Consider the following 24,100-nt stretch of genomic DNA (forward strand, 5'->3'; position numbering starts at 1 on the left):
GAAGTTGGCCTATGTGTAATTTATACAAACTGAAGAACGCTCCAGCCGAGATTGCTGCCCTGTTTTCTGTACAGACGGGTACCGCCACCAATGCGGGCGGTGAAGTCTATCCCGGCTATCCCGGCTTAGTCATTGCCAATGGCAAGCTTGAAACAATGGCTTGGGGTTTCCCCTTTGCCCAGAAAAGCAAGCGAACCGGCGAACCGCTAAAGCCGCGCCCTGTAAACAATGCGCGCACTGATAAGCTGGATGGCTTCTTTTGGCGGCATAGCTTTGCAGAGAGGCGTTGCCTGATCCCGTTAAACGCTTGGGCAGAGGCAGAAGGACCAAAAGGCGGTAAAACGCGCACTTGGCAATCTTTGCCGGATACAGAGGTTTTTGCCGTTGCGGGAATATGGCGTGATAGCGATGAATGGGGCCGTTGCTATTCAATGATTATGACCGATGCGGCTGGACCATCGGCAGAGGTTCACAATCGTATGCCGGTTATCTTACAGCCCGAAAGCTATGAAACATGGCAGGAAGGCTCTCCAGAGGCCGCTGGGGCGCTTTGCCAGCCATTCAATGGCAACCTTGTGATAGATCGCACCAGCGACGCTTGGACGCGCCGCTAGGCCGCAAAACGCCATCAATACCCACTAAGGACGGAAACAAGCCAAGCGATCAGCGAACGTTTCCGAGCGATGGATTCATTTGATGAAAGAAATAGGCACGCATTTTTCGCCAACCCGCCTCGGTTAGCTGCACAAATGACTTACGCTTGTCGGCCTCGCTATCGCGGCGCTCTAACAGTCCCTGATCCCTTAGCTGAGCAATCCAACGCAAGCCTGTCGTTGCAGGGACCGCCGACGCGATGCAGAGGCTGGTCACAGAGACGCGCTTACCCTTCATACGTTGTATCGATAAGTCGAGAAGTATATCCCAAGCTGGTTCGCCAAGAATGTCTGAATCTATGAATTTGGAACGAGCACGCCGTGCAGCATATTCCGCTTCAGCAAGCCAAAGCATTCTGGGTTCATATTGTTCAAACATTGCTAGCGAATTGGTTATTAAGCCAGCCTCGGCATCACTGCTATCATTGGAACCATTCAAGGCGTCATCATCGTTCAATGAGTCGGCAACGCCAGTGATGTTTTTAGCTAATTGTAGCAGCACAGATGCTGCATCCTGTCCTTTGCTCACCCCTGATTCCTTAGACGCTAAAAAACGTCCTCATCAGCGTGATAATTAATCAATTCAGTGGATCAAGTCAATTATAGAGTAAACGTCGCTAGACTATTTCTTTTTTTGAAGTGCGTCCAATGCTTCAGTTAGCTTGATTGATACCATCCCATAATGTTTTTTGTCGCAAATCTGCCGTAAATTCACAATATGAGCGCGTATATCAGCATCATTCGGCAAAGGGTCATTGAATTCATTTAGTTTTCTTTTAGTCCACATCAATCTCGAATAGCCACTGGTTGAAATACAATCAACTGTTACATGTACAGCCGCGCGCGGGCGAAAAACTGTATTTACAATTAATCGGCTAGATTGCACCGGTACCCGCCCGGTAGCCCTAAGCGATCAAAGCTCCCCCTTCCCTCCATTGCTTCCAATTTTGCCAGACAGCCGCGCGCTTGCCGTAAACAGGGCATGATTGCCCCCAAGGCTTATGCCCCCTGCCCGCCATGCCCAGAGGTTCCTCCAGCGATGCAGGGGCAGTTTTCATCATGTAGTGCAATTTGCCAAGCAGCTGCGCTTCATAGGCTAGGGGATTGCTCGCAGCCGAGCGCGCCGCCGGTAGCGTTTGCGTGTCCAAGGTTTTGGCAACGTATCGTTCCGGCAATATCGCCTTCACCCATCGTAAAGGCATTGGGCCAAAAAGATCTTTCATCGAACGATCTACATGCAGCAACAGGTGACAATGCTGGCCAAAAACATCGCCGGTTTCTTGTACCCATACCCAAGGCATTGCATGACCATGCCCACGCAGCCATTCGCGCGCGCGGGTAACGAATTGACCAGTTGCTGCGACGCTGCGCTTACCGTCAATACCACTCTTGCCCCACGCAATTGTAATAAACCGATTCAATGGCATACCCGCTGCAAACGCAGCCTCACTTGCACCTATCAACTTTAGGCAATCTGCCTTTGTTAGCTGCTCGCTAAGCCTGCCCGGCCTATTGCGCGCGCCGCCCTGCCTCAATGGCTTAGGCCTATTCGTTTGCCCCAAGAATACCGCCCTATATATAGAGGGGAATGCGCGATGCGGCTAACCCTCTGATAACCAATGAAACCGTTCCATCCGGTTGGTACAACTAGCAACAAAGCACCATAAGTTTCAAAGAGATAATGAGAAACGGCCAGCAACAACAGGGCCGTAAAAACGGGACGAAACGCATTTGCAGCATTCCGCCCCGCCTAAATCAGATCATCACATTTTGTGGTGGACCTTGTCGAATTCTACAGGCTAGTAAGTGTGCATCCAATCGCGACTCAGCTTCTGGATGCGAGCGTCGGTAAAGGTGACAGCCTTTCCGACGTTCTTCTTTTTTAGCCCTAAGAATTTTCAGTCATTCGCCGTGTTATCGCGCAATGATTCATACCACCGCTCTGCGTCTTCCCGCCTAATGCGTGTTGCCCGTCCAATTTTGACGTGTGGCACATCCCCGCTGTCTCGCAAACGATAAGCGGTTGAGCGGCTAACGCTGTAGTATTCGGTGAATTCGTTGATGGTGATTAGTGCTGCCATGTACTTTCCTTTTCGGATTGGCTTTACAACGGGGCACAATTGCACCGCTGCTGGCACGCACTGAATCCCTTTGTCGACTCTGACGCAAGAGGGTAAATGAAGTAACCACGGATTTTCGGCACCAAAGCTTAGTCGCGTTAGTCAAACAACACACCGCGACGCGGCAGAACTCCTAGCAACTTGAGCAGTGCAATACCCTAAATGAATCTGGCAAAAAATAAATCGCGGGAAAAGTTGATCCGACGTCTTTGATTCAAACGAATCGGATACTTGCCGAATATTTCAGCCAGCAAGCGCAACAACACCATTTGTTCCGTTGGCAAACGAATCATAAGCGGCCATTAGTTGCCGCCTTTTATTGACCATATCAGATCGATCATATGCCGCCTCAACATGGCTTGGCAAAGCATGGCCCAAGGCCTTCTCTGCCAATTCGCGCGGGTAAGAGGTTGCATCGGAAACCCATGTTCTAAATGTCGAACGAAACCCATGTGGCACGGCTTGGCGGCCCTGTTCGTCTTTCGCCTCCATCACCCTAAGTAGTTTGGCAAGAGTACCGTCAGAGAGAGGCTGACCGCGCTTTAGGCCGGAAAACAGAAGGTCTGAATGATTGGTTTTATATTTTTGGAGCCTACCCAGCAAAGCCATCGCAGAAGGGCAGAGCGGGACAGTATGAGGCTTAGGATCAGCCTTGCGCTTTTCCGTTTTAATCCGTTCGCCCGGCACAGTCCAAAGCTGATTATCTAAATCAAACTCTGCCCAATTTGCGCCCAGCACTTCACCGCTTCGCCTTGCTGTCAGAATGAGAAATTCCAATGCCAGACGGGATATATTGTCACTAGAACGCAGATCGGCCATAAATTCTGGTAGCTTGCTATAGGGCAAGGCCGGTTGATGGCGCACACCTTGCGGCTGGCGTGGCAGTCCTTTGCCAGCCGTAGGAAGCAAAACTCTATCTGGCCGGTACCCTTCTGTATGCGCCCAATCCAGCACCGCGCCAATACGCTGGCGAACCCGCCGAGCCGTTTCCGGCTTTTCCAGCCAGATATCCATCAAAACGTCCTTTGCATCGGCTGGCGTAATCTCATCAATTTGACGATCTCCCAATTTTGGGAACACATAGGTCTCCAGTGTCGAGAGCCATTGCGCGGCGTGTTTTGCGTTGCTCCAGCTTTTCCGGTTTTCATCTATTAGTTTGGCGGCAACTGTTCGGAAATTAGGCACCCCAGCCGCACGCTTTCGTTCTGCAATCGGGTCCAGCCCCGCTTTGACTTGAGCGCGAACATCGCGGCAAGCCTCCCGCGCTTTGGCGAGTGTAACCAAAGAAACTGAACCTAAACCGATATCCCGCTGCTTTCCGTTGCGAGTGATCCGCGCAACCCAGCTTTTTGCGCCAGTTTTGGAAACATTTAGAAACAGGCATTCGCCATCAGCATATCTACCAGCCGATTTTGCGGCTCTTACGCTTGCCGGTGTTAATCTGTTAGGCCTGCCCATTCCCAAGTTCTTTCCCAATTTTATACTGCATTGCCCAGATAGGACCGGCAGCAATCAGAAGCAATGAGAAATACGAAATCCTAGGTTTTCTGGGCTTTTTGACGCAATCAGAAAATGTGAGGAACAGGCTGTTGGCGGAGAGACAGGGATTCGAACCCTGGGTACGGTTGCCCGCACAGTAGTTTTCGAGACTACCCCGTTCGACCACTCCGGCATCTCTCCGCAAAACGCACAGCATGATACAATCATGCGAAGTCTGGTCTTGGCTTACGGCCTTGATGCGGCGCGGTTAGCGGAAGGTTTTTCTATTGCCAACCCCTGTTATTAGGCCGCTGTTATTGGGCAGCGCGCCCCGCCTGGTTCCCAATCACAAATCCACAGGCACCAGCCTGCACCTTGTTTCGCAACTGCAACATCCTATATTCCCCACCCTATGGAGCGTACACAGTTCTTCTCTCAACAGGCCGGCCGCACGATCGATGTGCCGCGTCATGCCAAGGCACGCTTTGGCATTGGTGATGTTGTGCGCCACCGGTTGTTCGACTTTCGCGGCGTGATTTTTGATATCGACCCGGTCTTTGCCAACAGCGAAGAATGGTACCAGTCAATCCCGGAGCATATCAGGCCCGAACGGGAACAGCCATATTACCACTTGCTGGCCGAGAATGACGAGTCTTCCTATGTTGCCTATGTCAGCCAGCAGAACTTGCTGGGTGATGCTGACGGCGGACCAGTGGAGCACCCCCAAGTCTCTGATCTATTTGAGGAATTTTCCGAAGGTCGGTATATGATGCGGCGTTCGCTTACTCACTAGTTTACTGGTCTGACGCGGGCTTCAACAATTTTGAAAGCACCGGCATTTATGGCGAGGCGATGGAACCACCATTCGCCAATGCCCCCCTTGATAGAGCGCTGAACCGCGAATTGACGCGCGGCGAACGCATATTGTGGCAAGGCCGCCCCATTCCCCGCATCCAGTGGAGTATGTTTGGCATTTGGGTGTTTGCGATCCCGTGGACCGCGTTTGCCCTGTTTTGGACAGCCATGGCATATGCCGGCACGCAATCCGCCACGAATGAGGAATGGAGCTGGCTATCGCTGGCCTTCCCCCTATTCGGTGTGCCGTTTATCGTCGTCGGGTTGGGCATGATGGCCGCACCACTATATCCGCTATATGCAGCTCGTAAGGTGATATTCGCGGTCACTGATCAAAGGTTGATCAAACTGACACTGCGCAAAAGCCTCACGTCCATAACGATCCCTGCTGAAAGAGTAGGGCTGATCACGCGAAAAGAGCGTTCTGACGGATCAGGAACGCTGCGGATTGCGACCCATATCGGTGTCGATAGCGACGGGGATAGGACCACGCACACATTCGATATAGGCGAAGTTGCCGCAGTGATGGACGCAGATGATGCGATCAGCGCAATGATTGCCCGGTCAAAACGCCGTACAGCTACTGCTTAATCTTTCAGCTTCCAGCCTGATTTCAGCAGCGCATAGGTCATTATCGCCAGCACGACGTTAAACACACCCAGACCAATGGCGCTTTGAATGACGGCCCAATTGGTATCGCCGATGTCGCTTTGGCCCAGGAATCCAAAACGGAACCCCGAAATGACATAGAAAAACGGGTTGAGCCGGCTGATCATTTGGAAGGCGGGCGCCAGATTATCGATCACGTAAAACGTGCCTGACAGCAGTGAAAGCGGCGCAACGATAAAATTGCTGATCGCTGCGTTGTGATCAAATTTCTCTGCCCAAATCGAAGTCATCAACCCCAGCAAGGCCAGCATCACCGCGCCCATCAGGCCGAACCACACAATCGCCCATGGATGCGCCGCAGCCAGCGACACGCCTGGCCATAATGCCATCGCGAGCGCAACCGCGCCGCCGACGAAGATGGCGCGTGTGACCGCCGCAGCGACAATACCGCCCATCAGTTCACCTTCCGACAAAGGCGGCATCAGCAGATCGATAATCGTACCTTGGATTTTGCCTGCCAGCAGGGAGAAGCTGGAATTGGCGAAGGCATTCTGCATCATGCCCATTACAATCAGGCCCGGTGCAACAAATGTGGCGAACGGAACGCCCAGAACTTCGCGGCCCGAACGCCCCAAAGCAACCGTAAAGATCACCAGAAACAGCAAGGTTGTGACAGCAGGTGCCCAAATGGTCTGCGTCTGCACCTTTAAAAAGCGGCGAACCTCCTTTATATAGAGGCTCCATAACCCAATGTGGTTGATGCCAGTGATAATTGGCACCCCCCGCGCGGGAAATTCGCTCGCTGGAGACTTGCTGGTGTTCTGCTGTGTTCGGGCTTGATCGGCCATAGCCGCGCGCCTAGGACTTAAGGCAGAAACTGGCAAGTATCTCTTAAATGAGTCGCCTGATAAATTTTTTAATTGGATAGTGTGAATGAGCTGGACTGACGAACGCATCGGTGTTTTGAAAAAGATGTGGGAAGGCGGTTCCACCGCTAGCCAGATTGCTGAAGAACTGGGCGGGGTAAGCCGGAACGCGGTAATTGGTAAGGCTCATCGGCTTGGCCTAAAATCGCGCCCTTCCCCTGTGAAGGCAAGCGACAAGAAGAAAGCTCCTGCAGCCAAGAAGGCGGCCCCGAAACCGCCACCGGTTAAGAAATCACAGGCAAAAATGCCTCCGCGCACGGCAGCGACAACGCCCGCTCGCCCGGCAAGCAATGCGGTTGAACAAGCTGCGCGTGCCGCCGGTGCAAACATTCCGTCACAACCAATCCCCAACAAGGCGCCTTCTTTGCCGAAGATCGTATCTGTCGGCCCAGGCGGGTTCTTGCGCCAAGGCCCGGGTGATCAACAACCGCCTATCCCGCCAGCCCCGCCACGGCGCTTGGTACCGGCGAAACCAAGTCCGGAGATCGCAGATAAGACGAGCCTGCTCGATTTGTCTGACAAAGTGTGCCGCTGGCCTATGGGGCACCCTGGCGAACCGGATTTCCACTTTTGTGGTGGGACAGTGAACCCCGGCTTTCCCTATTGTGTGGAACATTGCGGTCGCGCATTCCAAGCGCAATTGCCGCGCGGCCAGCGCCGTCCCCCGCCGCCACTGCCTTTCGGCGGACCGCGAGTGCGATAACCCCTTGCTGCATGAAAATTTAAACGGTCCGTCAGCAATGGCGGGCCGTTTTTCTTTGATTGGCTGTCACAAAGGGTTGAAAGCGTGTGATGGTTGGCGCATCCGTTGTTACCCCATGAATATGCGTTTTTTCTTCTCCCACTTCGCCGCGCTCTTCGTGTTGGTCATTGCGCTCACTGGATGCGTACCAACAGAGCCGAGGGGGCCGTTAGTGTTGGCAGCGTCGAGCTTGCAGCAACCGCTGGAAGAGCTGGCGGAACAATGGACGGCTGCCGGGAATGATCCGCCCCAGTTCTCCTTTGCATCCTCCGCTGCATTGGCACGCCAGATTGAAAACGGGTCCGCTGGCGACATATTCATTTCCGCCGATAGGCAGTGGACTGATTATCTCACCAAAGCGGGCAACATCGCCCCGAGTGAAGTCGTTGCAATAGCGGGAAACACTCTGGTTGTCGCAGCACCGGCGGGGCCCACCCCCCCTTCCCTGCAAACATTGGCCCAAGCAAACCGGATTGTTACCGGCGACACCCAAGCTGTTCCGCTGGGGCGGTACGCCAAAGAAGCGCTGACCGCCGCCAATCTGTGGGATTCGACCGAACCAAAAATCATCAACGCGGCCAGCGCACGCGGCGCTCTGGTAAAGCTGGCGCGCGGCGAAGTTGATGCCGGCATTCTCTATACCAGTGACGCACAGGGCGTTGAAACAATCGCAGCCACACCGATCCCCCGCGAAAGCCACAGCCCGATCGTGTATATGGCGGTCAAACTACCGGCCAGCGCGCACCCTGATACCGACGGTTTCCTGGGCTTTATTGCCTCGCCCGAAGCTGTGAAGGTCTTTGATCGATACGGTTTTATTCGCCCATGACGGCCCCGCTCAGCTCGGCAGAATGGGAAATAATCGCTCTATCCTTGCAAGTCAGCATCTTCGCCATTGGGCTGGCACTGCCAGTCGCTTACGGCATCGCTTGGCTATTGGCGCGGCGTAGGTTCCCGGGCCGGTTCATTCTGGACGGGGTGGTTCATCTCCCGCTGATATTGCCGCCGGTTGTGACCGGCTATGTGTTGCTGCTGCTGTTTGGGCGGAATGGGCCGATTGGCGGTGTTCTGGATGACGTCTTTGGTATTTCACTGACATTCTCCTGGCTCGGCGCGGCCTTGGCGGGGGCTGTAATGGCGCTCCCCCTGATGGTGCGCGCCATCCGCCTGTCGATTGAGGCAGTTGACCAAAAGTTGATCAATGCCGCCAAAACGCTCGGAGCCTCCCGCTGGCGCGCATTCGCTACGATCACTCTACCGCTTAGCCTTCCGGGCATTCTGGCAGGAACAGTGCTCGGCTTTGCACGCAGCATTGGGGAGTTTGGCGCAACCATCACCTTTGTGTCGAACATCGCAGGCGAAACCCGTACGTTACCGCTCGCGATCTACAACGCGTTGCAGATCCCGGGAACGGACATCCAAGTCGCCCGGCTGGCGATATTGTCCGTTCTGTTATCGCTTGGCGCGCTTCTACTCAGTGAGTGGCTTGTCCGCCGGTCTGATCGGGATAGCGCCCATGTCGTTTGATATTCAGATCACCAAACGGCTGGGTGATTGCACGGTAGAGTGCGTGATGCAAAGCGATGCACAATTGGTCGCTTTGGTCGGCCCGTCAGGGCAAGGCAAAAGCTCTGTTTTGAACTGTATTGCCGGGCTGATTCGGCCTGATAGCGGGCACATCATTGTTGGCGGACACACACTGTTTGATGCCAAACGCCAGATCGACATCCCGACAAAGCTGCGCGGCTGCGGGTATGTTTTCCAAGAAAACCGGCTGTTCCCGCATCTGACGGTGGAACAGAATCTACGCTATGGAGACAATCGAAATTCTGAACCGGCTCAGCACACCCTTGCCGAAATCACTGATCTGTTAAACATCTGCGCGCTTCTGGATCGCAAGCCAGCCACTCTGTCGGGCGGTGAACAGCGCAGAGTGGCTATCGGGCGCGCCTTAATGTCCAATCCCAGCATAGTTTTGCTGGATGAACCGCTGACCTCATTGGATCGCGATCGGGGCGAAACTATCTTGACGATTGTTGATCAATTGCGCCGCGAAACCGATACCCCGATTATGTATGTCACCCATCAAATGGCGGAAATAGAACGCTTGGCCTGCCCCACTTTTACGCTTAGCTAAATCACGCAAGCGGGCAGCAGCATACGACCCGCGATCAATCGATCTGTTGGAGAAACCCATGCCGCTTACGCTACACGCAGCCACAGTCCCGACTTGGCTTCAAATCACCCAAGGCACTCGCGGCCTGATCGATGTGGCGGAAGCCTGGTGTTCGGACAATAACCAGCCTGCCAGCACGCTTTTGGATGCAAAATTGGCTGACGATATGTGGCCATTTGCGCGCCAAGTGAAATGCGTCTGGATGCAAAGCGCCCATGCACTCAATGCCGTTCAGTCCGGCCAGTTTGAACCGGAATTGTCTGACCCGCCGACCGATTTTGACGGGCTTCGCCAAATCCTTGATACTGCCCGCGATACTATGCTGGCTGTCGATCCCTTGGCATTGGACGCATCGGCGGACAAACAGGTGGATTTCGTATTTGGCGGCAAAGTACGGATGAGCTTCACCGCGCAAAACTTCTTGCTCGGTTTTAGCAATCCCAACTTCTTTTTCCACGCGACAACGGCTTTTGACCTGCTGCGAATGAAAGGCCTCAATGTCGGTAAGCGGGACTATCTCGGCTCCCTACCTATTCTAGGCTGACAGACACGATTTTACGTGGGCAGCTCTTGCCCGACAGGTGGAACTTCGGTCATGAGCACCCTCAATGTAAAATTGAAGGTGTCTATAATGTCTAATACCATTTTTAAAACCAGCTGCGCCGCGTTGGCCGCACTGTATACGCTGTCTGCCTCACCTGCGCTCGCCAAGCTGCCAGAACCGGTGAAGGCAATGATAGATGCCGCTATCGAGACAGGTGACGTTGATAAGGTCACCACCGTTCTCGATTTGGCCAAGGCCACCAATCCTGATGATGCCGCCGAAGTGGATGCGATCAGTGCCGATTTCGCGGCCGCGCAGCAGCAATTGGCTGCACAAGAAGCTGCCGCAGAAGAAGAGAAAATCCGGTCTGCAGGGCTGTTTCAGAACTGGTCTGGCCAAGGGCAAATCGGTGCCTTCCGCTCTACCGGGAACAGCAGCAATACCGGCCTTACCGCTGGCATAGAACTGCAACGGACCGGGATTAACTGGCGGCATAAACTCAACGCTTTGGCCGATTATCAGGAAACCGCCGGCGTCACCACGCGCGAGCAATTTCTGGTTGCATACGAGCCAAATTATCAGTTGAATGACCGGGTATTCCTATATGCTTTGGGCCAATATGAGCGTGACCGCTTCCAAGGGTTCTCTTCGCGCATTTCCGCATCCGGCGGCCTCGGCTACCGGGTTATCGATACAGACAGCACCCAATTGTCCGTCAAAGCAGGTCCCGCCTATCGTAAAACGAGCTTCATAAATGGCGGCAGCACCAGCGATATTGCCGGCCTGGCAGCGCTCGATTTTGACTGGCAAGTATCGGATACTGTCAAGCTGACACAGGATGCCAGCGCGTTCATTCAGTCCGGCAACAGCACATATATTTCAACCACCGGGCTCGAAGCGGGCCTTGGCGGCGGCCTATCCGCCCGTGTCGCCTATGCTATCGAGCATGACACTGCCCCTCCTGCAGGGGCTGTTAAAACAGACACGCTCACGCGCTTCACTCTGATCTACGGCTTCTAATCCGGTCAAGCACGCGCGAACCAGATGGTGTGGCGCGGCCCCTTATTGTTAGGCCGCGCCCGCACCTCCCGAACTTCGACGGCAAAGCCCGCTTTCTCCAGACGGCGGGTAAAGCGGGGGTCTTGTGCAGCCGACCAGATGGCCAGTACGCCGTTTAGGGCCAATGCTTCGCGCGCCTGACGCAAACTGCGCGGGGAATAGAGCTTGTCATTCTCTGGCCGGACCAAACCGTCAGGCCCATTGTCCACATCCAGCAGAATGGCATCGAATTGCGGACGCATACCGTCGGCTGCCTCAGCAATAGGGTCCGCCACGTCGGTCATATCCAGCGTAAGGCGCGGGTCACTCAGACAATCGCCTGTGTGATGCGCCATCGGGCCTTTCGCCCATTCAATGATTTCAGGCACCAGCTCTGCCACCACAACTTTGGCATCACCGGGCAAACGGGCAAGCGCCGCTCGCAACGTAAAACCCATGCCATATCCGCCAATCAGCATATGCGGGCGTTCCGCTGTCAGCCGATCAATCGTCAGCTCAGCCAATTGCTCCTCGGAAAACTGCATCCGGGTGCTCATCAGCTCGTTTCGCTCCAGCGTGATCATATGATCGCGGCCATGCGAAATAAGTTGAAGCTCTGCCCCGCCGGGGACCTGAGCGGTGTCGATTAATTTGCGTTCTAACATGCGCCGCGCTTAGACGATCTCGTCCTCATCGAACAGGCCATCTGCGAAAACAGCCTCTTCGATATTACTCAACCGGTCTTCAGCCGTGCCCGGTATCTCCACCTCTGCGACATGAACCAGCGCATCGCCTTGATTGACCACTGGCAAATTGCTGCGCCCGATAATGATCCCGCAGATCGGGGATGGCACGGCAATGTCATTATCGCCGAATGGGTCTGTCAAATACCCGACCGCCTCACCTTCTGTCACCAAAGCACCGCTGGGCTTGGTTGCCCGAAACAGTCCCCCAAGCGGCGCGCGCACCCACGTGGACCGCCGGCTGCGGACAGATTTTGCCCCGGCCTTGCGCGGCAATTTCACACCCATGTCCAGATGATGCATGACGCGCAGAATGCCTTGCACAGCCACGCGAATGCTCAGCTCGTCAAACCGCAAAGCCTCGCCCGCTTCCACCAATAAGACATCACAATCATGATCCGCCGCTGTTTGCCGCAAAGACCCCTCACGCAGTTTGGAAACTATCACTGCGGGCGCACCGAATATGGGTGCAAGCTCTTCTGCCACCGGACGATTATCACTGATGCGCACTTGCGGCAGGTTTTCGCGGTGCAAGCCGGCGGTGTGAATATCCACCCCGATATTGCTGCGCGCGATAATTTCAGTCGTAAAGCAATGCGCCAATTGGGACGCAAGCGATCCGGTAGAATTCCCCGGGAAACACCGGTTCAGATCGCGGCGATCCGGCAGGTATCGCTGATGCGCAACGAAGCCATACGCATTCACAATCGGAATACACAGTAACGTTCCGGCAAGCCGGTTTGCCGATACCGATTTGAGCAATCGGCGGACCACTTCGACCCCGATAATCTCATCCCCATGCACACTTCCGCTGACGAACATCACCGGCCCGGGCTTCTTGCCATGAATGACCCGTACCCGAAGCGAAACTTCCGTGTCGGTCGGCAAGCGGCTGACAGGAATATCAATGGTTTCGGTGGTTCCGGGCGCGATAAAATGGCCGGCAATCTCAAAATGCGGAACAGGTGCGGCTTTGGGCACAGGTATTTACCTTGCAATAATGCGGACACACTTATCCGGCGCGGCGCGTTTGCGCCGGATTGCCGGAAAAGGGAAGCCGCAAAAGAAAAGGGGCCGCGATCGCTCGCAGCCCCTTCCTATCAGTTTGAAGTGACGATTAGTCCTTCAGGAAATCCGGAACGTGACTGTCACCGCCACCGTTTCCATCCCCGGAACCACCTTTGTCACCGCCGCCACGTGGCCCGCGACCACGGCCGCCACCGTCACGGCCACCGCCGCGTGGACGGCGATCACCGCCGCCGCGTGGTTTGTTTTCGCGTGGTGGGCGTGTGTCTTCCAGCTCTTCGCCAGTTTCTTGGTCAACTACGCGCATCGACAGGCGGACTTTGCCGCGCTGGTCGATCTCCAGAACCTTGACCTTAACTTCCTGACCTTCGGAGACAACGTCACCAGGCTTTTCAACACGCTCGTTCTTCATTTCGGACACGTGGACGAGACCGTCCTTGCCGCCCATGAAGTTCACGAATGCACCGAAATCGACGATGTTGACGACTTTACCTTCGTAGATTTTGCCGACTTCGGCTTCTTCTACAATGCCTTCGATCCATTTCCGTGCAGCTTCAATCTGCGAACCGTCGGAAGACGAGATCTTGATTGTGCCTTCATCGTCAATGTCGACCTTGGCACCGGTTTCCGCAACGATTTCACGGATAACCTTACCGCCAGTACCGATGATGTCGCGGATCTTCGATTTGTCGATCTGCATGGTTTCGATACGCGGTGCGTGCTGGCTGACTTCGGTCCGGGCATTGCCCAGAGCTTTAGTCATTTCGCCAAGGATGTGAGCGCGGCCGCCTTTGGCCTGCTCCATCGCGGTTTCCATGATTTCTTTGGTGATACCAGCGACTTTGATGTCCATTTGCAGCGAGGTAATACCGCGCTCCGAACCGGCTACTTTAAAGTCCATATCGCCCAGGTGATCTTCATCACCCAGAATATCGGACAGAACGGTAAACTCGTCACCTTCAAGGATCAGGCCCATCGCGATACCCGAAACCGGATATTCGATTGGAACACCAGCATCCATCATCGACAGACAGCCACCGCAAACAGTCGCCATCGAAGACGAACCGTTGGATTCGGTAATGTCAGACAGAACACGGATGGTGTACGGGAAGTCTTCCACCGATGGTAGCACAGGGTGCAGCGCACGCCATGCGAGCTTACCGTGACCTGTTTCGCGGCGGCTAGTGAAGCCGAAGCGGCCGACTTCACCAACCGAATAGGGCGGGAAGTTGTAATGCAGCATGAAATTGGAATAGCTCAGCCCTTCCAATCCATCGATCATTTGCTCTGCATCTTTGGTACCCAAGGTGACAGTACAGATCGCCTGTGTTTCACCGCGAGTGAACAAGGCCGAACCGTGGGTACGGGGCAGCAAGCCAACCATCGCTTCAATCGGGCGGACTTCATCCGTTTTACGGCCATCAATACGCTGACCGTCTTTCAAGATTGCACCACGAACGATTTCTGATTCCAGCTTCTTAACCGCTTTACCGGCAGTCATTTGTGTCTGGCCATCTTCTTCGGCGTAAGCGTCTTTGGCTTTCGCACGCACTGCATTCAAAGCGTCTGACCGCTCTGACTTATCAGTCAACTTATACGCAGCGGCGATATCATCACCAACAAGGCCGCGCAGCTTTTCTTTGATTTCGGCAGTATCGTCCGAAGTATCAATTTCCCAAGGTTCCTTGGCAGCTTGCTCAGCCAGTTCGACGATCGCGCCGATGACTTTGCGGCTTTCCTCATGCGCAAACATGATCGCGCCGAGCATTTCTTCCTCGGTCAATTCCTTGGCTTCGGATTCAACCATCATCACAGCATCGTTGGTTGCTGCAACCACAAGGTCGAGACGGCCATCATCGCCCAATGCATCCGAAATGCTTGGGTTGAGAACATATTCACCGTCAGTGGAGAAGCCAACGCGGGCTGCGCCGATTGGGCCCATGAATGGAACGCCGGAAATAGTCAGAGCAGCAGACGCCGCGATCATCGCGACAATATCCGGCTCTGTTTCGCCGTCATAAGACATGACCTGCGCGATTACGTTGATCTCGTTGTAGAAACCTTCTGGGAACAGCGGACGACACGGACGGTCGATAAGGCGGCTGGTCAGTGTTTCTTTTTCAGTGGCACGGCCTTCACGCTTGAAGAAGCCGCCCGGGATACGGCCAGCAGCCGAGAATTTTTCTTGATAATGTACGGTCAGCGGGAAGAAGTCCTGGCCTTCACGTACAGATTTAGCGGCGGTTACTGCGCACAGCACCACGGTTTCGCCATAAGTTGCCAGAACAGCGCCGTCTGCTTGACGGGCAATCTGACCAGTTTCGAGAGTGAGGGTTTTGCCGCCCCATTCAATCGATACGGTTTTCTTGTCGAACATGTATTTTCCTTATGAACCCACGCGGCCACATTGCTGCGCGGGGCCTTCTTGTTTCCGGGAGTGCCGGCCCGGGCCGGTGTGGAACCTCTTTGGCTCCGATAGACCCCTGCGCCGAATTGCGAAGGGTGTCTGATAGTCAAAGGGCGGCCCGTTTCCGGCGCCGCCCCCTGTCATTCTTATTTACGCAGACCCAATTTCTGGATCAGTTCGTTGTAGCGGGCCACGTCGATCTTTTTCAGATAGGCGAGGAGGCTACGGCGCTTATTGACCATCATCAAAAGGCCACGGCGGGAATGGTTATCCTTGTGGTTCGCTTTGAAGTGGTCGGTCAGGTTGCGAATGCGCTCTGTCAGGATAGCAACTTGGACTTCTGGTGAACCAGTGTCGCCTTCAGCAGTTGCGTATTCTTTGATAATTTCTTGCTTGCGATCTGCAGCTACAGTCATGTTTTTACTCCGCGACATCGGATAGGTTAAAACCCCTGACGACCTTAGCCGTACCGCTTTCAAGCTCCAGCAATGCCACCGGTATATCCCGGTGGAATCCGCAATAGAGCCCGTCTGCTTGGGGCTGCCCGGTAAGAACGCGGCCCTGACGGACTGCGCCTGCCTGATCGGACGAGAGGATAAGGGCCGGGATGTCGTCCAGCCCCGCCTCCAAAGGCAGGATTACTTCTTCAAGTGGCGCGCCCTTACCAATCTCGTTCAATTTGTCTAGCGAAATCGCCTGTTTTTCGGTGAACGGGCCGGCCTTTGTCCGGCGCAAATATGTGACATGGCCAACCGTGCCCAGCGCCCGCGCAATATCGCGCGCTAAGGACCGGATATAGGTACCTTTGCTGACATGCGCTGTCAGAGTGATAGCATCGGCCAATTCCAGCGGTGCGCCCACATCATAGGGATCCGGCCTGCCCGCCGTTGTGGCAAAGGCGGAATCGGGCAGATCACCCGCATCATACCCTGCCCCCATGGTGAGCGAATAGATCGTTACCGCACGGGTCGTCAGCTCCACCTCTTCACCGGCGCGCGCCAGATCATAGGCCCGCTTGCCGTCCACTTTCAGCGCGGAATAGGCAGGCGGAACTTGGTCAATCTCTCCGGTAAAATGTTCCAATATCGCAGCGACAGCCGCCATTGGCGGACGGCGATCACTTGTTTCGGTGACGTCCCCTTCTGTGTCGAGCGTGCTGGTTTCCTCGCCAAACTGGATGGTGAATTCATAGATCTTGCTGGCATCCAGCATCCGCCCCGCCAGCTTGGTCGCTTCGCCTAAAGCGATCGGCAACACGCCTTCCGCCAGCGGATCCAGCGTGCCGCCATGCCCGGTTTTAGTTTTGGCATAGCCGCCCTCGCGCAAGTTGCGCTTGACCGCTGCAACCGCTTGTGTGCTGCCCAGCCCGCGCGGCTTATCCAGAATGATCCAGCCGTTTGGCGCGGGTTTTTTGGTGGGGTCTGTCATTCAGCCCCGATAGCGCCTCACCGGCCAAGCTGGAAGCGCGCTGTCTGCCCGAAGACCAGTTTATTGCTCACCAGCGCAGTCACAATCGACAAAGCCAGCGTAATCGCCATGCCGTGGATGTAGTGGAACGGCTGCCAGATCATGCTGAAATATGCGTAGAACGCGACGCCCGCGACCACGCCGATCATCGCCGCACCGGCCTTCACATCGCGGAATACCAGACACACGATAAAGGCCGACAGGATCGGCATGGACAGCAAGCCGTAGAGTTCTTGCACCGTATTGATCAGGCTTTCCTGACTGGAGAAAAACGGCACCAGCATCAATGCCAGTACCGACATAGCAATCGACACCATACCGCTCAGGAAAGGAACCGATTTCGGCTTACCGACATAGGCCTCGTGAACATCGCAGACATACAGCGCAGCAGACGCATTGAGGATGGAATTAAACGTGGTCAGCACGGCCGCTGCGATGGCCGCTGCGAATGCACCGGATAACCACACCGGCAACACATCACCCACGATACGGCCGTAAGCGGGATCCCCAATATCGCCGTATAATTTATACGATACGATGCCCGGGATCACCACAATTGCCGGCACAATCAGCAAGCGAATTCCGGCTGCGGCCAGCACGCCCTTTTGCGCTTCCTTGATATTGGGCGCGGCCATCGCCCGCTGGGTAATTGTCTGGTTGGTGGACCAGTAGAATGTCTGGATGAAGATCATCCCCGTCAGCAGCGTGTGCCACGGAATGGGGCTGTCATTATCGCCGATCAAGGTGAGCCGTTCCGCCGGAATGCCCGATAGATCGAAATCAATTGCCGACAGTGCAAGATACACAACGAGCAGCGCAAGGCCGAGGATCAGAACGCCGGAATAAGTATCGGACACAGCCACCGCCCTCAGCCCGCCGAAAATGGCATAGGCGGCCCCGACCGATGCGAGCACAACCGATGCGAACATCAAATTGTTCAGGCTGGTATCAATACCCGTCATCGATAGCAGGAACAGCGATCCGCCATAGAGGATTGCGGGCAGAAAAATGAACAGATTGCCGAATAGGAACAGCACCGAAATCAGCGCGCGAATATGTTTGTCGCCATATTTCTTCTGCAACAGTTCGGTCGTGGTGGTGCAGTTATTTTTGTAATAGACTGGCAGGAATACGAAGGTGAGGATCAGCAAGCCAAACACGGCGGCAAATTCCCACCACGCGAGCAGCGCCATCTGGTTGCCATTCATCCCGACCAGCTGATCGGTGGACAGATTGGTCAGCGTGATGGAGCCGGCAACAAAGTACCAAGTCAGGCCGCCATTGGCGAGGAAGTAGTCTTTCTCATCCGCTGCTTCACCCTTACCCTTACCGCGGCAGTGGAGGTAGGTTGCGAAGGCTATCAGCGCCGAAATCGCCAGAAATACGCCGATCTGGACCGGATTGTTCATTGATCTTCCCTCCCCCGCATATCGCGGGATTATCTCGATCTCTGCCGAGCTAAGAAGCCTTGCCTAGCCCGCTTTTTCCGCAATACCAATGGTTTCTATTTGCCAGCCGCCGATGATCTGCCAGAAGCCCCCTGTGGCTGATCTTACCATCCTTCGCGCCGCGGGCACTTTGGTTGTTCTGGAAACCGCAAAAGGCGCGCGCCCTGCGGTCCTTTATGCTGGCCCCGACATGGAAGGCGCAGCGCCGTCCAGCCTCGCACTGTTGCAAACCAGCCAGCATATTCCGGGCGGGCCGGAGCACCCCGTCCAACCCTCTTTGCTCAATCCGCTTGGCTCAGGCTGGCCGGGCGCGCCGGGTTTGGCCGCGCATCGCGGTGGAACGGATTGGGCCATTGATCTGCGGGTAAGCAAAGCCGAGCAGATTTCTGATTATCAGATCGATGTGCATTGCGCTGACGCAGAGGCCAATATCGCTGCCACCCACCATTTTGCACTGTGCCCGTCCACCGGCGTCTTGGGCTGCTCGGTCAGCCTCTCCAATATGGCCGAGCTGCCGATAGAGCTTGGCCATTGCGCTGCATTGTGCCTGCCGGTCGACAACCGCCTGACCGCCCTGCGGACATTTAGCGGCAAATGGGCGGATGAATTTAGAACCGACGACATTAAACGCTTTCGCGGATCATACGTGAGGGAAAACCGAGCCGGCCGGACAAGCCATTCTGACTTCCCCGGCCTGTATCTTGGCAGTGAACACACCAGCGAAGATCACGGCCTAGCGGCGGCATTCCACCTTGGCTGGTCGGGCAACAGCCAGTTGCGGCTGAGCACAGAGCAAGACGGGTCGGTGATTTTTCAGGCGGGCGAGTTGCTGTTGCCGGGCGAAGTTCAAATCGGCGGCACCTACCGCACACCTACGCTGCACATCTGCTGGTCCAATGGCGGCTATGGTGATGTTTCCCGCCGTCTGCAAAGCCATGTAACACAAAGGGTAATCCCAAGCTCCGCCGCCAATAAACCGCGCCCGGTTCATTACAACACATGGGAAGCGGTCTATTTCGATCATCAGGAAAATCGCTTGATCGATCTGGCGGAAAAGGCTGCTGGCGTGGGCGCAGAACGGTTTGTGCTGGATGATGGCTGGTTCGGCGGCAGACGCAGCGATGCGGCAGGCTTAGGCGATTGGTGGGTCTCGCGAGATGTCTATCCCGACGGGCTGCACGCCATCGCCCGCCGCGTTCGCGCATTGGGGATGGAGTTTGGCCTTTGGTTTGAACCTGAAATGGTCAATCCCGATAGCGATCTGTACCGCGCGCATCCCGATTGGGTTCTGGGCATTGACGGGTTGGACCCGATACCATCACGGCACCAGCTCACTCTTGATCTGACCAAGCCCGAAGTCAGCAGCTATCTGTTTGACACGGTCAGCGCCCTGATTGCCGAATATCAGATTGATTACATCAAATGGGATATGAACCGCGACACCCAGCACCCGGGAAGCGGCGGACGGGCTGTGATGCACAAACAGACCCGCGCGCTCTATACCTTGATTGACCGGATACGCACCGCGCATCCCGATACAGAGATTGAAACCTGTTCATCGGGCGGTGCGCGGGCCGATTATGAAATCTTGCGCCGGACCGACCGTATCTGGACGTCGGACAATAATGATGCCCGCCACCGCCACCAGATCATGCGCGGGGCGAGCCACTTCTTCCCTCTCAGCATTCTGGGCAATCATGTTGGCCCCAAGCAGTGCCATATCACTGGCCGGATGTTCGCGATGCACTTTCGCGCAGCCAGCGCAGTCTTTGGTCATATGGGGATGGAGCTGGATCTCGCGGATGAAACTGAGCAAGACCGCGCGGTTCTCGCATCAGCGATTGCGCTTCATAAGCAATTTCGGGCGCTCATTCACGGCGGCGCGCATTACCGGATAGAGACCGAACGCTATCTCGCCGCGCAAAGCTGTGTCTCTTCGGGTCAGGATGAAGCGCTGACCAGCTGCGCGCTTTTGGATGTGTTCCCTGCCACCAAACCACCTTATTTGCGCTTCGCCGGTCTTGATCCTGATCTGCAATACCGGACGCGGATGGTGTGGCCGCAGCACAACCCATCGCTTTCCAGCCCTTCCATTGTGGATGCAGCGGACTTGACCGGCACCGGCTTTGTCGCCAGCGGTGCGGCGCTTATGGAACATGGTATGCAACTCCCGCTGACACATCCTGATACCTGCATGATTTTTCATAGCGAGGCGGTTGATGCATAATCCGCAGTCCTATGACCTGCTGGTTGTCGGCGGCGGTATTAACGGCGCCGGGATCGCCCGGGATGCTGCCGGCCGCGGGGCGAAAGTTCTGCTGTGCGAGAAAGACGATCTGGCCAGCCATACATCTTCGGCCAGCACCAAGCTGGTGCATGGCGGTTTGCGCTATCTTGAGCATTATGAATTCCGGCTGGTCCGCGAAAGTCTGATCGAGCGGGAGCGGCTGCTGGGTATGGCACCGCACATCATCTGGCCGCTGCGCTTTGTCCTGCCGCATGATAAGGGATTGCGCCCCGCGTGGTTGCTGCGGCTTGGCCTGTTCATGTACGATTATATCGGCGGCCGAAAAATCCTGCCGCCGACCAAAACAGTCAATTTACGCGCTCTGCCCCATGCGGATGTATTGGAAGAGCGACTGGTCAAAGGCTTCGAATATTCCGATTGCTGGGTTGAGGATTCCCGCCTTGTAGTCCTCAATGCGGTGGACGCGGCTGAACGCGGCGCGGATGTACGGACCAGAACGGAATGCACCGCTTTAACCCGCGATGGAGATATTTGGTCGGCGACACTCACACACGCCGACGGGGCGGCCGAAACGGTCACGGCACGCGCGGTCGTAAACGCGGCAGGTCCATGGGTAGATGCCGTTCTGGGCAGGGCCAAGCCGGACGACGCCCATAACAATCTGCGGTTGGTCAAAGGCAGCCATTTGGTGTTCCCGAAACTGTATGACGGGGATCATTGCTACATCTTCCAGAACAAGGATAACCGGATCGTGTTCGCCATTCCCTATGAGGGCGAATTCACCTTGGTGGGCACCACCGATCAGGCGTTTGAGGGCGACCCCAACGGGATCGATATTTCTGCCGAAGAATCCGCTTATATCTGCGACGCAATCAACGAATATCTCGCCACAGATGTGACGCCTGATGGCGCGATCTGGAGCTATGCCGGTGTTCGCCCGCTCTATGATGACAAGTCCGCCAACAATTCAACTGTAACGCGCGACTATGTATTTGAACTGGATGCCCCCGCTGGGGAGGCACCGATCTTGTCCATTTTTGGCGGTAAGATAACCACCTATCGCAAGCTGGCCGAACACGCGCTGCACAAGCTGTCCAAACTCGGCATTGTGGAGGCGGCACCCTGGACTGACGGGGCGACCTTGCCTGGCGGCGATATCGATGTGCATGGCTGGGGCACATTTGTGGCCACTATGCAAAGCCGATATGCGTGGTGCCCGCCTGCGGCCATGCGCCGTTTGTGCCGTGCCTATGGTTCACTGACGGCGGAATTGATCGGCGATGCGGCAGATTGGGCAGGAATGGGGCAGGAATTCGGCGCCGGTTTGACGGAGCGCGAAATTCGCTTCGTGATCGGCAAGGAATTTGTCAAAAGCGCCGATGATGTCCTGTGGCGGCGCAGTAAGTTGGGGCTCCACATGACTGCTGACCAGCGCGCTGAAGTCGCCGAGTGGTTCGCCCAGCATCAAGCAACCATCGCTTAATGACAGACAGCACCGCCTTGCTCGATACGCCTGCGCCGGGGGCCGTCCACCGCCGCAGCTTCTGCAAAGCCGATGGGCGGATGCTGTATCTATACGGCCGTGAGCCCCACCAGCTTGCCCCCCAGACGCAGGATCAAGACGATATTGCCACCGGCGGTGAGTTACGCTTTCACCCCTTGCGCGGTGAATGGAATATCTATGCCGCGCACCGGCAGAACCGGACCTTCAAACCCGCCGCAGCGGATGATCCGCTCGCCCCGACGATACCGGGCGGCGCGCATACGGAAATTCCGTTCTCTGATTTTGAGCTAGCTATATTCGAGAACAAGTTTTCGGGCCTCCATGCATTGGCCCCCGCCCCGCCAAGCTTGGACGGAATAGACCTCGCCGCAGCGACCGGTGCCTGCGAAGTCATTGTCTACACGCCAGAGGCCAAGGGCAGTTTGCACACTATCGGGCAGGACCGCCGCGAATTGCTGATCGCGGCTTGGATCGACCGGTACAAGGCTCTGTTTGAAAAGGGCTGCGAATACGTGTTGCCATTTGAAAATCGCGGGGACGAGGTTGGCGCGACTTTGCATCACCCGCACGGCCAAATATATGGATTTGGCAAAGTGCCGCTTGTGCAACAGATGGCTGCAAAAGCCTTCCAAGACGGATATAATCTCGCTGCAGAAATAGACACTGCGATGCCGGAATACGGATTGCATGAGGTGGATGGAATGGTTGCATTCTGCCCGCGATTTGCGCGCTTCCCGTATGAAGTCTGGATCGCGCCGCGCACCCGGCGCGCGGGGCCGTGGGACTGCACAACAAACGAACTTACAGGAATGGCAGAGCTGATGGGCGATGTGACACGCCGCTATGATGCGTTTTTTGGCAGACCGACGCCCTATATGTTTGCGCTGCATTCCGCGCCCAGAAACGGCGGCGACAATTACCATTTCACCGCGCAGTTCTACCCTCTGTTGCGCGGGCCGGACCGGGTAAAATACCTCGCATCGGTTGAACAGCATTCCGGTGTATTTACAGTGGATGTGATGCCAGAAACCGCCATTGAAGCACTAAGGGCAGTATAAATGGGCTTTACCGCGACATCCCCGGGCCGGGTCAATCTAATCGGCGAACATACCGACTATAATGGCGGCTGGGTGCTGCCCGCGGCCTTGTCTGTATCTTTGACAATTACTCTGAGCCCTAGAGCGGACCGTATCGTCACCATCGCGGCACAAGGGTACACAGACACAGCACAGCGCAGTCTGGATGATGCCGCAAGCGGTCATTGGTCCGATCCAGCGCTAGGCGCCTTGATCGAAGCGAATTCGCTCAAATTGCTGGCTGGCGGCGCTGACCTGAAGATTACTTCCAACATCCCCGCCGGATCAGGCCTGTCATCTTCTGCTGCACTGATCGTGACCATTTTAAAAGCTGCGCGCGAAGCGGCTGGTTCTGCTATGTCAGATACCGAAATCGCCGTGGCAGCACGCCGTGTTGAGAACAACTATATCGGCGTCCCGTGCGGCATTATGGACCAGATGGCCGTGGCCATTGCGCAGCCGGGCGAAGCGATGTCACTGGATACGGCCACACTGGACTATCACATCGTCGCGCTTCCCAATTCGCACGACATGGTGATCATCCATAGCGGGCAAACACGCCAGTTAACCGATGGACGCTATGCTGCGCGCAAAGAAGAATGCGACGCCGCCAAAGCGGTTTTCGTGACAGAAGAACTCTGCCTGCTCGATCCCGAAGATATCGAAGCTTTGGTCAGAATTGATCCGGTGCTGAAACGCCGCACGCTCCACTGCGCGACAGAGCATCGGCGCGTATTGGCCAGCATCACAGCGTTGGAACAAGGCGATATTGACCGCTTCGGCAGCCTGATGAATGACAGTCACGCATCGATGCGAGATGACTTTGAAATGTCCACGCCGGAAATCGATCTGCTGGTCGGGGATGCCATCAAGCTGGGGGCAACCGGCGCGCGCTTAACCGGCGGCGGCTTTGGCGGATGCATTGTCGCCTGTGTCGACCGGCGGCTGAGAGAGACCTGGCAAGCCGAATTGCTATCATCGCATCCAGACGCGCGGTTGATCGACGCGATTTGCCCGGAGTGATGTGGCCGGAATAATG

The 24,100-nt window shown here is 55.7% G+C and carries 24 protein-coding genes and 1 tRNA gene; 13 read left to right on the forward strand and 12 right to left on the reverse strand.

What is annotated here, in order from left to right; all coding sequences use genetic code 11:
• Window positions 1-11 precede the first annotated feature (11 nt).
• Window positions 12-614 (forward strand): SOS response-associated peptidase, encoded by a 603-nt coding sequence (locus HKD42_RS08215; protein ID WP_170012361.1) that lies wholly within the window; start codon window positions 12-14, stop codon window positions 612-614.
• A 49-nt stretch (window positions 615-663) separates the two neighbouring features.
• Here the strand turns inward: HKD42_RS08215 and HKD42_RS13305 are convergent, their stop codons facing one another.
• The 5 genes from HKD42_RS13305 to HKD42_RS08240 all read right to left on the reverse strand — a co-directional run bounded on the left by HKD42_RS13305 (window position 664) and on the right by HKD42_RS08240 (window position 4,453).
• A complete protein-coding gene (locus HKD42_RS13305) occupies window positions 664-1,182 on the reverse strand; it encodes a winged helix DNA-binding protein (RefSeq protein ID WP_170012363.1) in 519 nt (172 codons plus the stop codon).
• A 376-nt stretch (window positions 1,183-1,558) separates the two neighbouring features.
• Entirely contained in the window at window positions 1,559-2,080 is a 522-nt protein-coding gene (locus HKD42_RS08225; RefSeq protein ID WP_170012365.1) for a hypothetical protein, read from the reverse strand.
• Window positions 2,081-2,551: 471 nt separating this feature from the next.
• A complete protein-coding gene (locus HKD42_RS08230) occupies window positions 2,552-2,734 on the reverse strand; it encodes a helix-turn-helix domain-containing protein (protein ID WP_170012367.1) in 183 nt (60 codons plus the stop codon).
• Between the two features lie 282 nt (window positions 2,735-3,016).
• Complete coding sequence (locus tag HKD42_RS08235) at window positions 3,017-4,231, reverse strand: tyrosine-type recombinase/integrase (RefSeq protein WP_170012369.1); 1,215 nt, start codon at window positions 4,229-4,231, stop codon at window positions 3,017-3,019.
• Between the two features lie 132 nt (window positions 4,232-4,363).
• Window positions 4,364-4,453: transfer RNA gene (locus HKD42_RS08240), tRNA-Ser, on the reverse strand.
• 211 nt (window positions 4,454-4,664) lie between these two features.
• Here HKD42_RS08240 and hspQ point away from each other — a divergent pair.
• Window positions 4,665-5,045, forward strand: coding sequence for a heat shock protein HspQ (gene hspQ, locus HKD42_RS08245; RefSeq protein ID WP_170012371.1), 381 nt, complete (start codon window positions 4,665-4,667; stop codon window positions 5,043-5,045).
• Window positions 5,046-5,104: 59 nt separating this feature from the next.
• Window positions 5,105-5,698: a hypothetical protein gene (locus HKD42_RS08250; RefSeq protein ID WP_170012373.1), complete on the forward strand. Its 594-nt coding sequence runs from the start codon at window positions 5,105-5,107 to the stop codon at window positions 5,696-5,698.
• Here HKD42_RS08250 and HKD42_RS08255 read toward each other — a convergent pair.
• Entirely contained in the window at window positions 5,695-6,564 is an 870-nt protein-coding gene (locus HKD42_RS08255) for an ABC transporter permease (protein WP_170012375.1), read from the reverse strand. The genes HKD42_RS08250 and HKD42_RS08255 overlap by 4 nt on opposite strands.
• Window positions 6,565-6,649: 85 nt before the next feature.
• On the opposite strand from HKD42_RS08255, the gene HKD42_RS08260 reads away from it, so the two are divergent.
• From HKD42_RS08260 to HKD42_RS08285, 6 genes are all read left to right on the forward strand, one after another.
• Window positions 6,650-7,345 (forward strand): GcrA family cell cycle regulator, encoded by a 696-nt coding sequence (locus tag HKD42_RS08260; protein ID WP_170012377.1) that lies wholly within the window; start codon window positions 6,650-6,652, stop codon window positions 7,343-7,345.
• Between the two features lie 115 nt (window positions 7,346-7,460).
• The gene (gene modA / locus HKD42_RS08265; RefSeq protein WP_170012379.1) at window positions 7,461-8,213 is read left to right on the forward strand and encodes a molybdate ABC transporter substrate-binding protein; all 753 of its coding nucleotides are present in this window, start codon (window positions 7,461-7,463) and stop codon (window positions 8,211-8,213) included.
• Window positions 8,210-8,911 (forward strand): molybdate ABC transporter permease subunit, encoded by a 702-nt coding sequence (gene modB, locus HKD42_RS08270; protein ID WP_170012381.1) that lies wholly within the window; start codon window positions 8,210-8,212, stop codon window positions 8,909-8,911. The genes modA and modB overlap by 4 nt, the downstream gene beginning before the upstream one ends.
• Window positions 8,901-9,521: an ATP-binding cassette domain-containing protein gene (locus HKD42_RS08275; protein ID WP_170012383.1), complete on the forward strand. Its 621-nt coding sequence runs from the start codon at window positions 8,901-8,903 to the stop codon at window positions 9,519-9,521. The genes modB and HKD42_RS08275 overlap by 11 nt, the downstream gene beginning before the upstream one ends.
• 58 nt (window positions 9,522-9,579) lie before the next feature.
• Window positions 9,580-10,104, forward strand: coding sequence for a DUF1993 domain-containing protein (locus HKD42_RS08280; RefSeq protein ID WP_170012385.1), 525 nt, complete (start codon window positions 9,580-9,582; stop codon window positions 10,102-10,104).
• Window positions 10,105-10,191: 87 nt separating this feature from the next.
• A complete protein-coding gene (locus HKD42_RS08285) occupies window positions 10,192-11,124 on the forward strand; it encodes a DUF481 domain-containing protein (protein ID WP_170012387.1) in 933 nt (310 codons plus the stop codon).
• 5 nt (window positions 11,125-11,129) lie between these two features.
• Here HKD42_RS08285 and HKD42_RS08290 read toward each other — a convergent pair whose 3' ends face one another.
• From HKD42_RS08290 to HKD42_RS08315, 6 genes are all read right to left on the reverse strand, one after another.
• The gene (locus HKD42_RS08290) at window positions 11,130-11,807 is read right to left on the reverse strand and encodes a polyamine aminopropyltransferase (RefSeq protein ID WP_170012389.1); all 678 of its coding nucleotides are present in this window, start codon (window positions 11,805-11,807) and stop codon (window positions 11,130-11,132) included.
• Window positions 11,808-11,816: 9 nt separating this feature from the next.
• Complete coding sequence (locus HKD42_RS08295) at window positions 11,817-12,866, reverse strand: succinylglutamate desuccinylase/aspartoacylase domain-containing protein (protein WP_170012391.1); 1,050 nt, start codon at window positions 12,864-12,866, stop codon at window positions 11,817-11,819.
• Window positions 12,867-13,002: 136 nt separating this feature from the next.
• Window positions 13,003-15,288, reverse strand: coding sequence for a polyribonucleotide nucleotidyltransferase (gene pnp, locus HKD42_RS08300; RefSeq protein ID WP_170012393.1), 2,286 nt, complete (start codon window positions 15,286-15,288; stop codon window positions 13,003-13,005).
• 176 nt (window positions 15,289-15,464) lie between these two features.
• Window positions 15,465-15,734 (reverse strand): 30S ribosomal protein S15, encoded by a 270-nt coding sequence (gene rpsO / locus HKD42_RS08305; RefSeq protein WP_170012394.1) that lies wholly within the window; start codon window positions 15,732-15,734, stop codon window positions 15,465-15,467.
• A 4-nt stretch (window positions 15,735-15,738) separates the two neighbouring features.
• Window positions 15,739-16,746 carry a tRNA pseudouridine(55) synthase TruB gene (gene truB, locus HKD42_RS08310; protein WP_170012395.1) on the reverse strand — a complete coding sequence of 336 codons (1,008 nt, stop codon included), beginning with the start codon at window positions 16,744-16,746 and terminating at the stop codon, window positions 15,739-15,741.
• Between the two features lie 17 nt (window positions 16,747-16,763).
• A complete protein-coding gene (locus HKD42_RS08315; RefSeq protein ID WP_170012396.1) occupies window positions 16,764-18,194 on the reverse strand; it encodes an SLC5 family protein in 1,431 nt (476 codons plus the stop codon).
• Between the two features lie 133 nt (window positions 18,195-18,327).
• Between HKD42_RS08315 and HKD42_RS08320 the strand changes: the two genes are divergently transcribed.
• From HKD42_RS08320 to galK, 4 genes are read left to right on the forward strand one after another with little or no spacing between them, the layout of a single operon-like run.
• Window positions 18,328-20,460, forward strand: coding sequence for an alpha-galactosidase (locus HKD42_RS08320; RefSeq protein WP_343042277.1), 2,133 nt, complete (start codon window positions 18,328-18,330; stop codon window positions 20,458-20,460).
• The gene (glpD, locus tag HKD42_RS08325) at window positions 20,453-21,964 is read left to right on the forward strand and encodes a glycerol-3-phosphate dehydrogenase (protein ID WP_170012397.1); all 1,512 of its coding nucleotides are present in this window, start codon (window positions 20,453-20,455) and stop codon (window positions 21,962-21,964) included. Before HKD42_RS08320 ends, glpD begins: the two co-directional genes overlap by 8 nt.
• Window positions 21,964-23,043 carry a galactose-1-phosphate uridylyltransferase gene (locus tag HKD42_RS08330; protein ID WP_170012398.1) on the forward strand — a complete coding sequence of 360 codons (1,080 nt, stop codon included), beginning with the start codon at window positions 21,964-21,966 and terminating at the stop codon, window positions 23,041-23,043. The genes glpD and HKD42_RS08330 overlap by 1 nt, the downstream gene beginning before the upstream one ends.
• Window positions 23,044-24,084 carry a galactokinase gene (galK, locus tag HKD42_RS08335; protein ID WP_170012399.1) on the forward strand — a complete coding sequence of 347 codons (1,041 nt, stop codon included), beginning with the start codon at window positions 23,044-23,046 and terminating at the stop codon, window positions 24,082-24,084. It begins immediately after the preceding gene.
• Window positions 24,085-24,100 lie beyond the last annotated feature (16 nt).

The sequence above is a fragment of the Pontixanthobacter rizhaonensis genome (assembly GCF_012972675.1).
GTDB classification, from domain to species: domain Bacteria; phylum Pseudomonadota; class Alphaproteobacteria; order Sphingomonadales; family Sphingomonadaceae; genus Pontixanthobacter; species Pontixanthobacter rizhaonensis.

Coding starts and splice junctions, on each gene's coding strand:
- HKD42_RS08275 (WP_170012383.1), top strand. CDS start 8,901: ATGTCGTTTGATATTCAGATCACCAAACGGCTGGGTGATTGCACGGTA.
- HKD42_RS08330 (WP_170012398.1), top strand. CDS start 21,964: ATGACAGACAGCACCGCCTTGCTCGATACGCCTGCGCCGGGGGCCGTC.
- HKD42_RS08280 (WP_170012385.1), top strand. CDS start 9,580: ATGCCGCTTACGCTACACGCAGCCACAGTCCCGACTTGGCTTCAAATC.
- galK (WP_170012399.1), top strand. CDS start 23,044: ATGGGCTTTACCGCGACATCCCCGGGCCGGGTCAATCTAATCGGCGAA.
- HKD42_RS08215 (WP_170012361.1), top strand. CDS start 12: ATGTGTAATTTATACAAACTGAAGAACGCTCCAGCCGAGATTGCTGCC.
- HKD42_RS08285 (WP_170012387.1), top strand. CDS start 10,192: ATGTCTAATACCATTTTTAAAACCAGCTGCGCCGCGTTGGCCGCACTG.
- glpD (WP_170012397.1), top strand. CDS start 20,453: ATGCATAATCCGCAGTCCTATGACCTGCTGGTTGTCGGCGGCGGTATT.
- HKD42_RS08315 (WP_170012396.1), bottom strand. CDS start 18,194: ATGAACAATCCGGTCCAGATCGGCGTATTTCTGGCGATTTCGGCGCTG.
- truB (WP_170012395.1), bottom strand. CDS start 16,746: ATGACAGACCCCACCAAAAAACCCGCGCCAAACGGCTGGATCATTCTG.
- HKD42_RS08225 (WP_170012365.1), bottom strand. CDS start 2,080: ATGCCATTGAATCGGTTTATTACAATTGCGTGGGGCAAGAGTGGTATT.
- hspQ (WP_170012371.1), top strand. CDS start 4,665: ATGGAGCGTACACAGTTCTTCTCTCAACAGGCCGGCCGCACGATCGAT.
- rpsO (WP_170012394.1), bottom strand. CDS start 15,734: ATGACTGTAGCTGCAGATCGCAAGCAAGAAATTATCAAAGAATACGCA.
- HKD42_RS08235 (WP_170012369.1), bottom strand. CDS start 4,231: ATGGGCAGGCCTAACAGATTAACACCGGCAAGCGTAAGAGCCGCAAAA.
- HKD42_RS08290 (WP_170012389.1), bottom strand. CDS start 11,807: ATGTTAGAACGCAAATTAATCGACACCGCTCAGGTCCCCGGCGGGGCA.
- HKD42_RS08260 (WP_170012377.1), top strand. CDS start 6,650: ATGAGCTGGACTGACGAACGCATCGGTGTTTTGAAAAAGATGTGGGAA.
- HKD42_RS08230 (WP_170012367.1), bottom strand. CDS start 2,734: ATGGCAGCACTAATCACCATCAACGAATTCACCGAATACTACAGCGTT.
- pnp (WP_170012393.1), bottom strand. CDS start 15,288: ATGTTCGACAAGAAAACCGTATCGATTGAATGGGGCGGCAAAACCCTC.
- modB (WP_170012381.1), top strand. CDS start 8,210: ATGACGGCCCCGCTCAGCTCGGCAGAATGGGAAATAATCGCTCTATCC.
- HKD42_RS08250 (WP_170012373.1), top strand. CDS start 5,105: ATGGAACCACCATTCGCCAATGCCCCCCTTGATAGAGCGCTGAACCGC.
- HKD42_RS08255 (WP_170012375.1), bottom strand. CDS start 6,564: ATGGCCGATCAAGCCCGAACACAGCAGAACACCAGCAAGTCTCCAGCG.
- modA (WP_170012379.1), top strand. CDS start 7,461: ATGAATATGCGTTTTTTCTTCTCCCACTTCGCCGCGCTCTTCGTGTTG.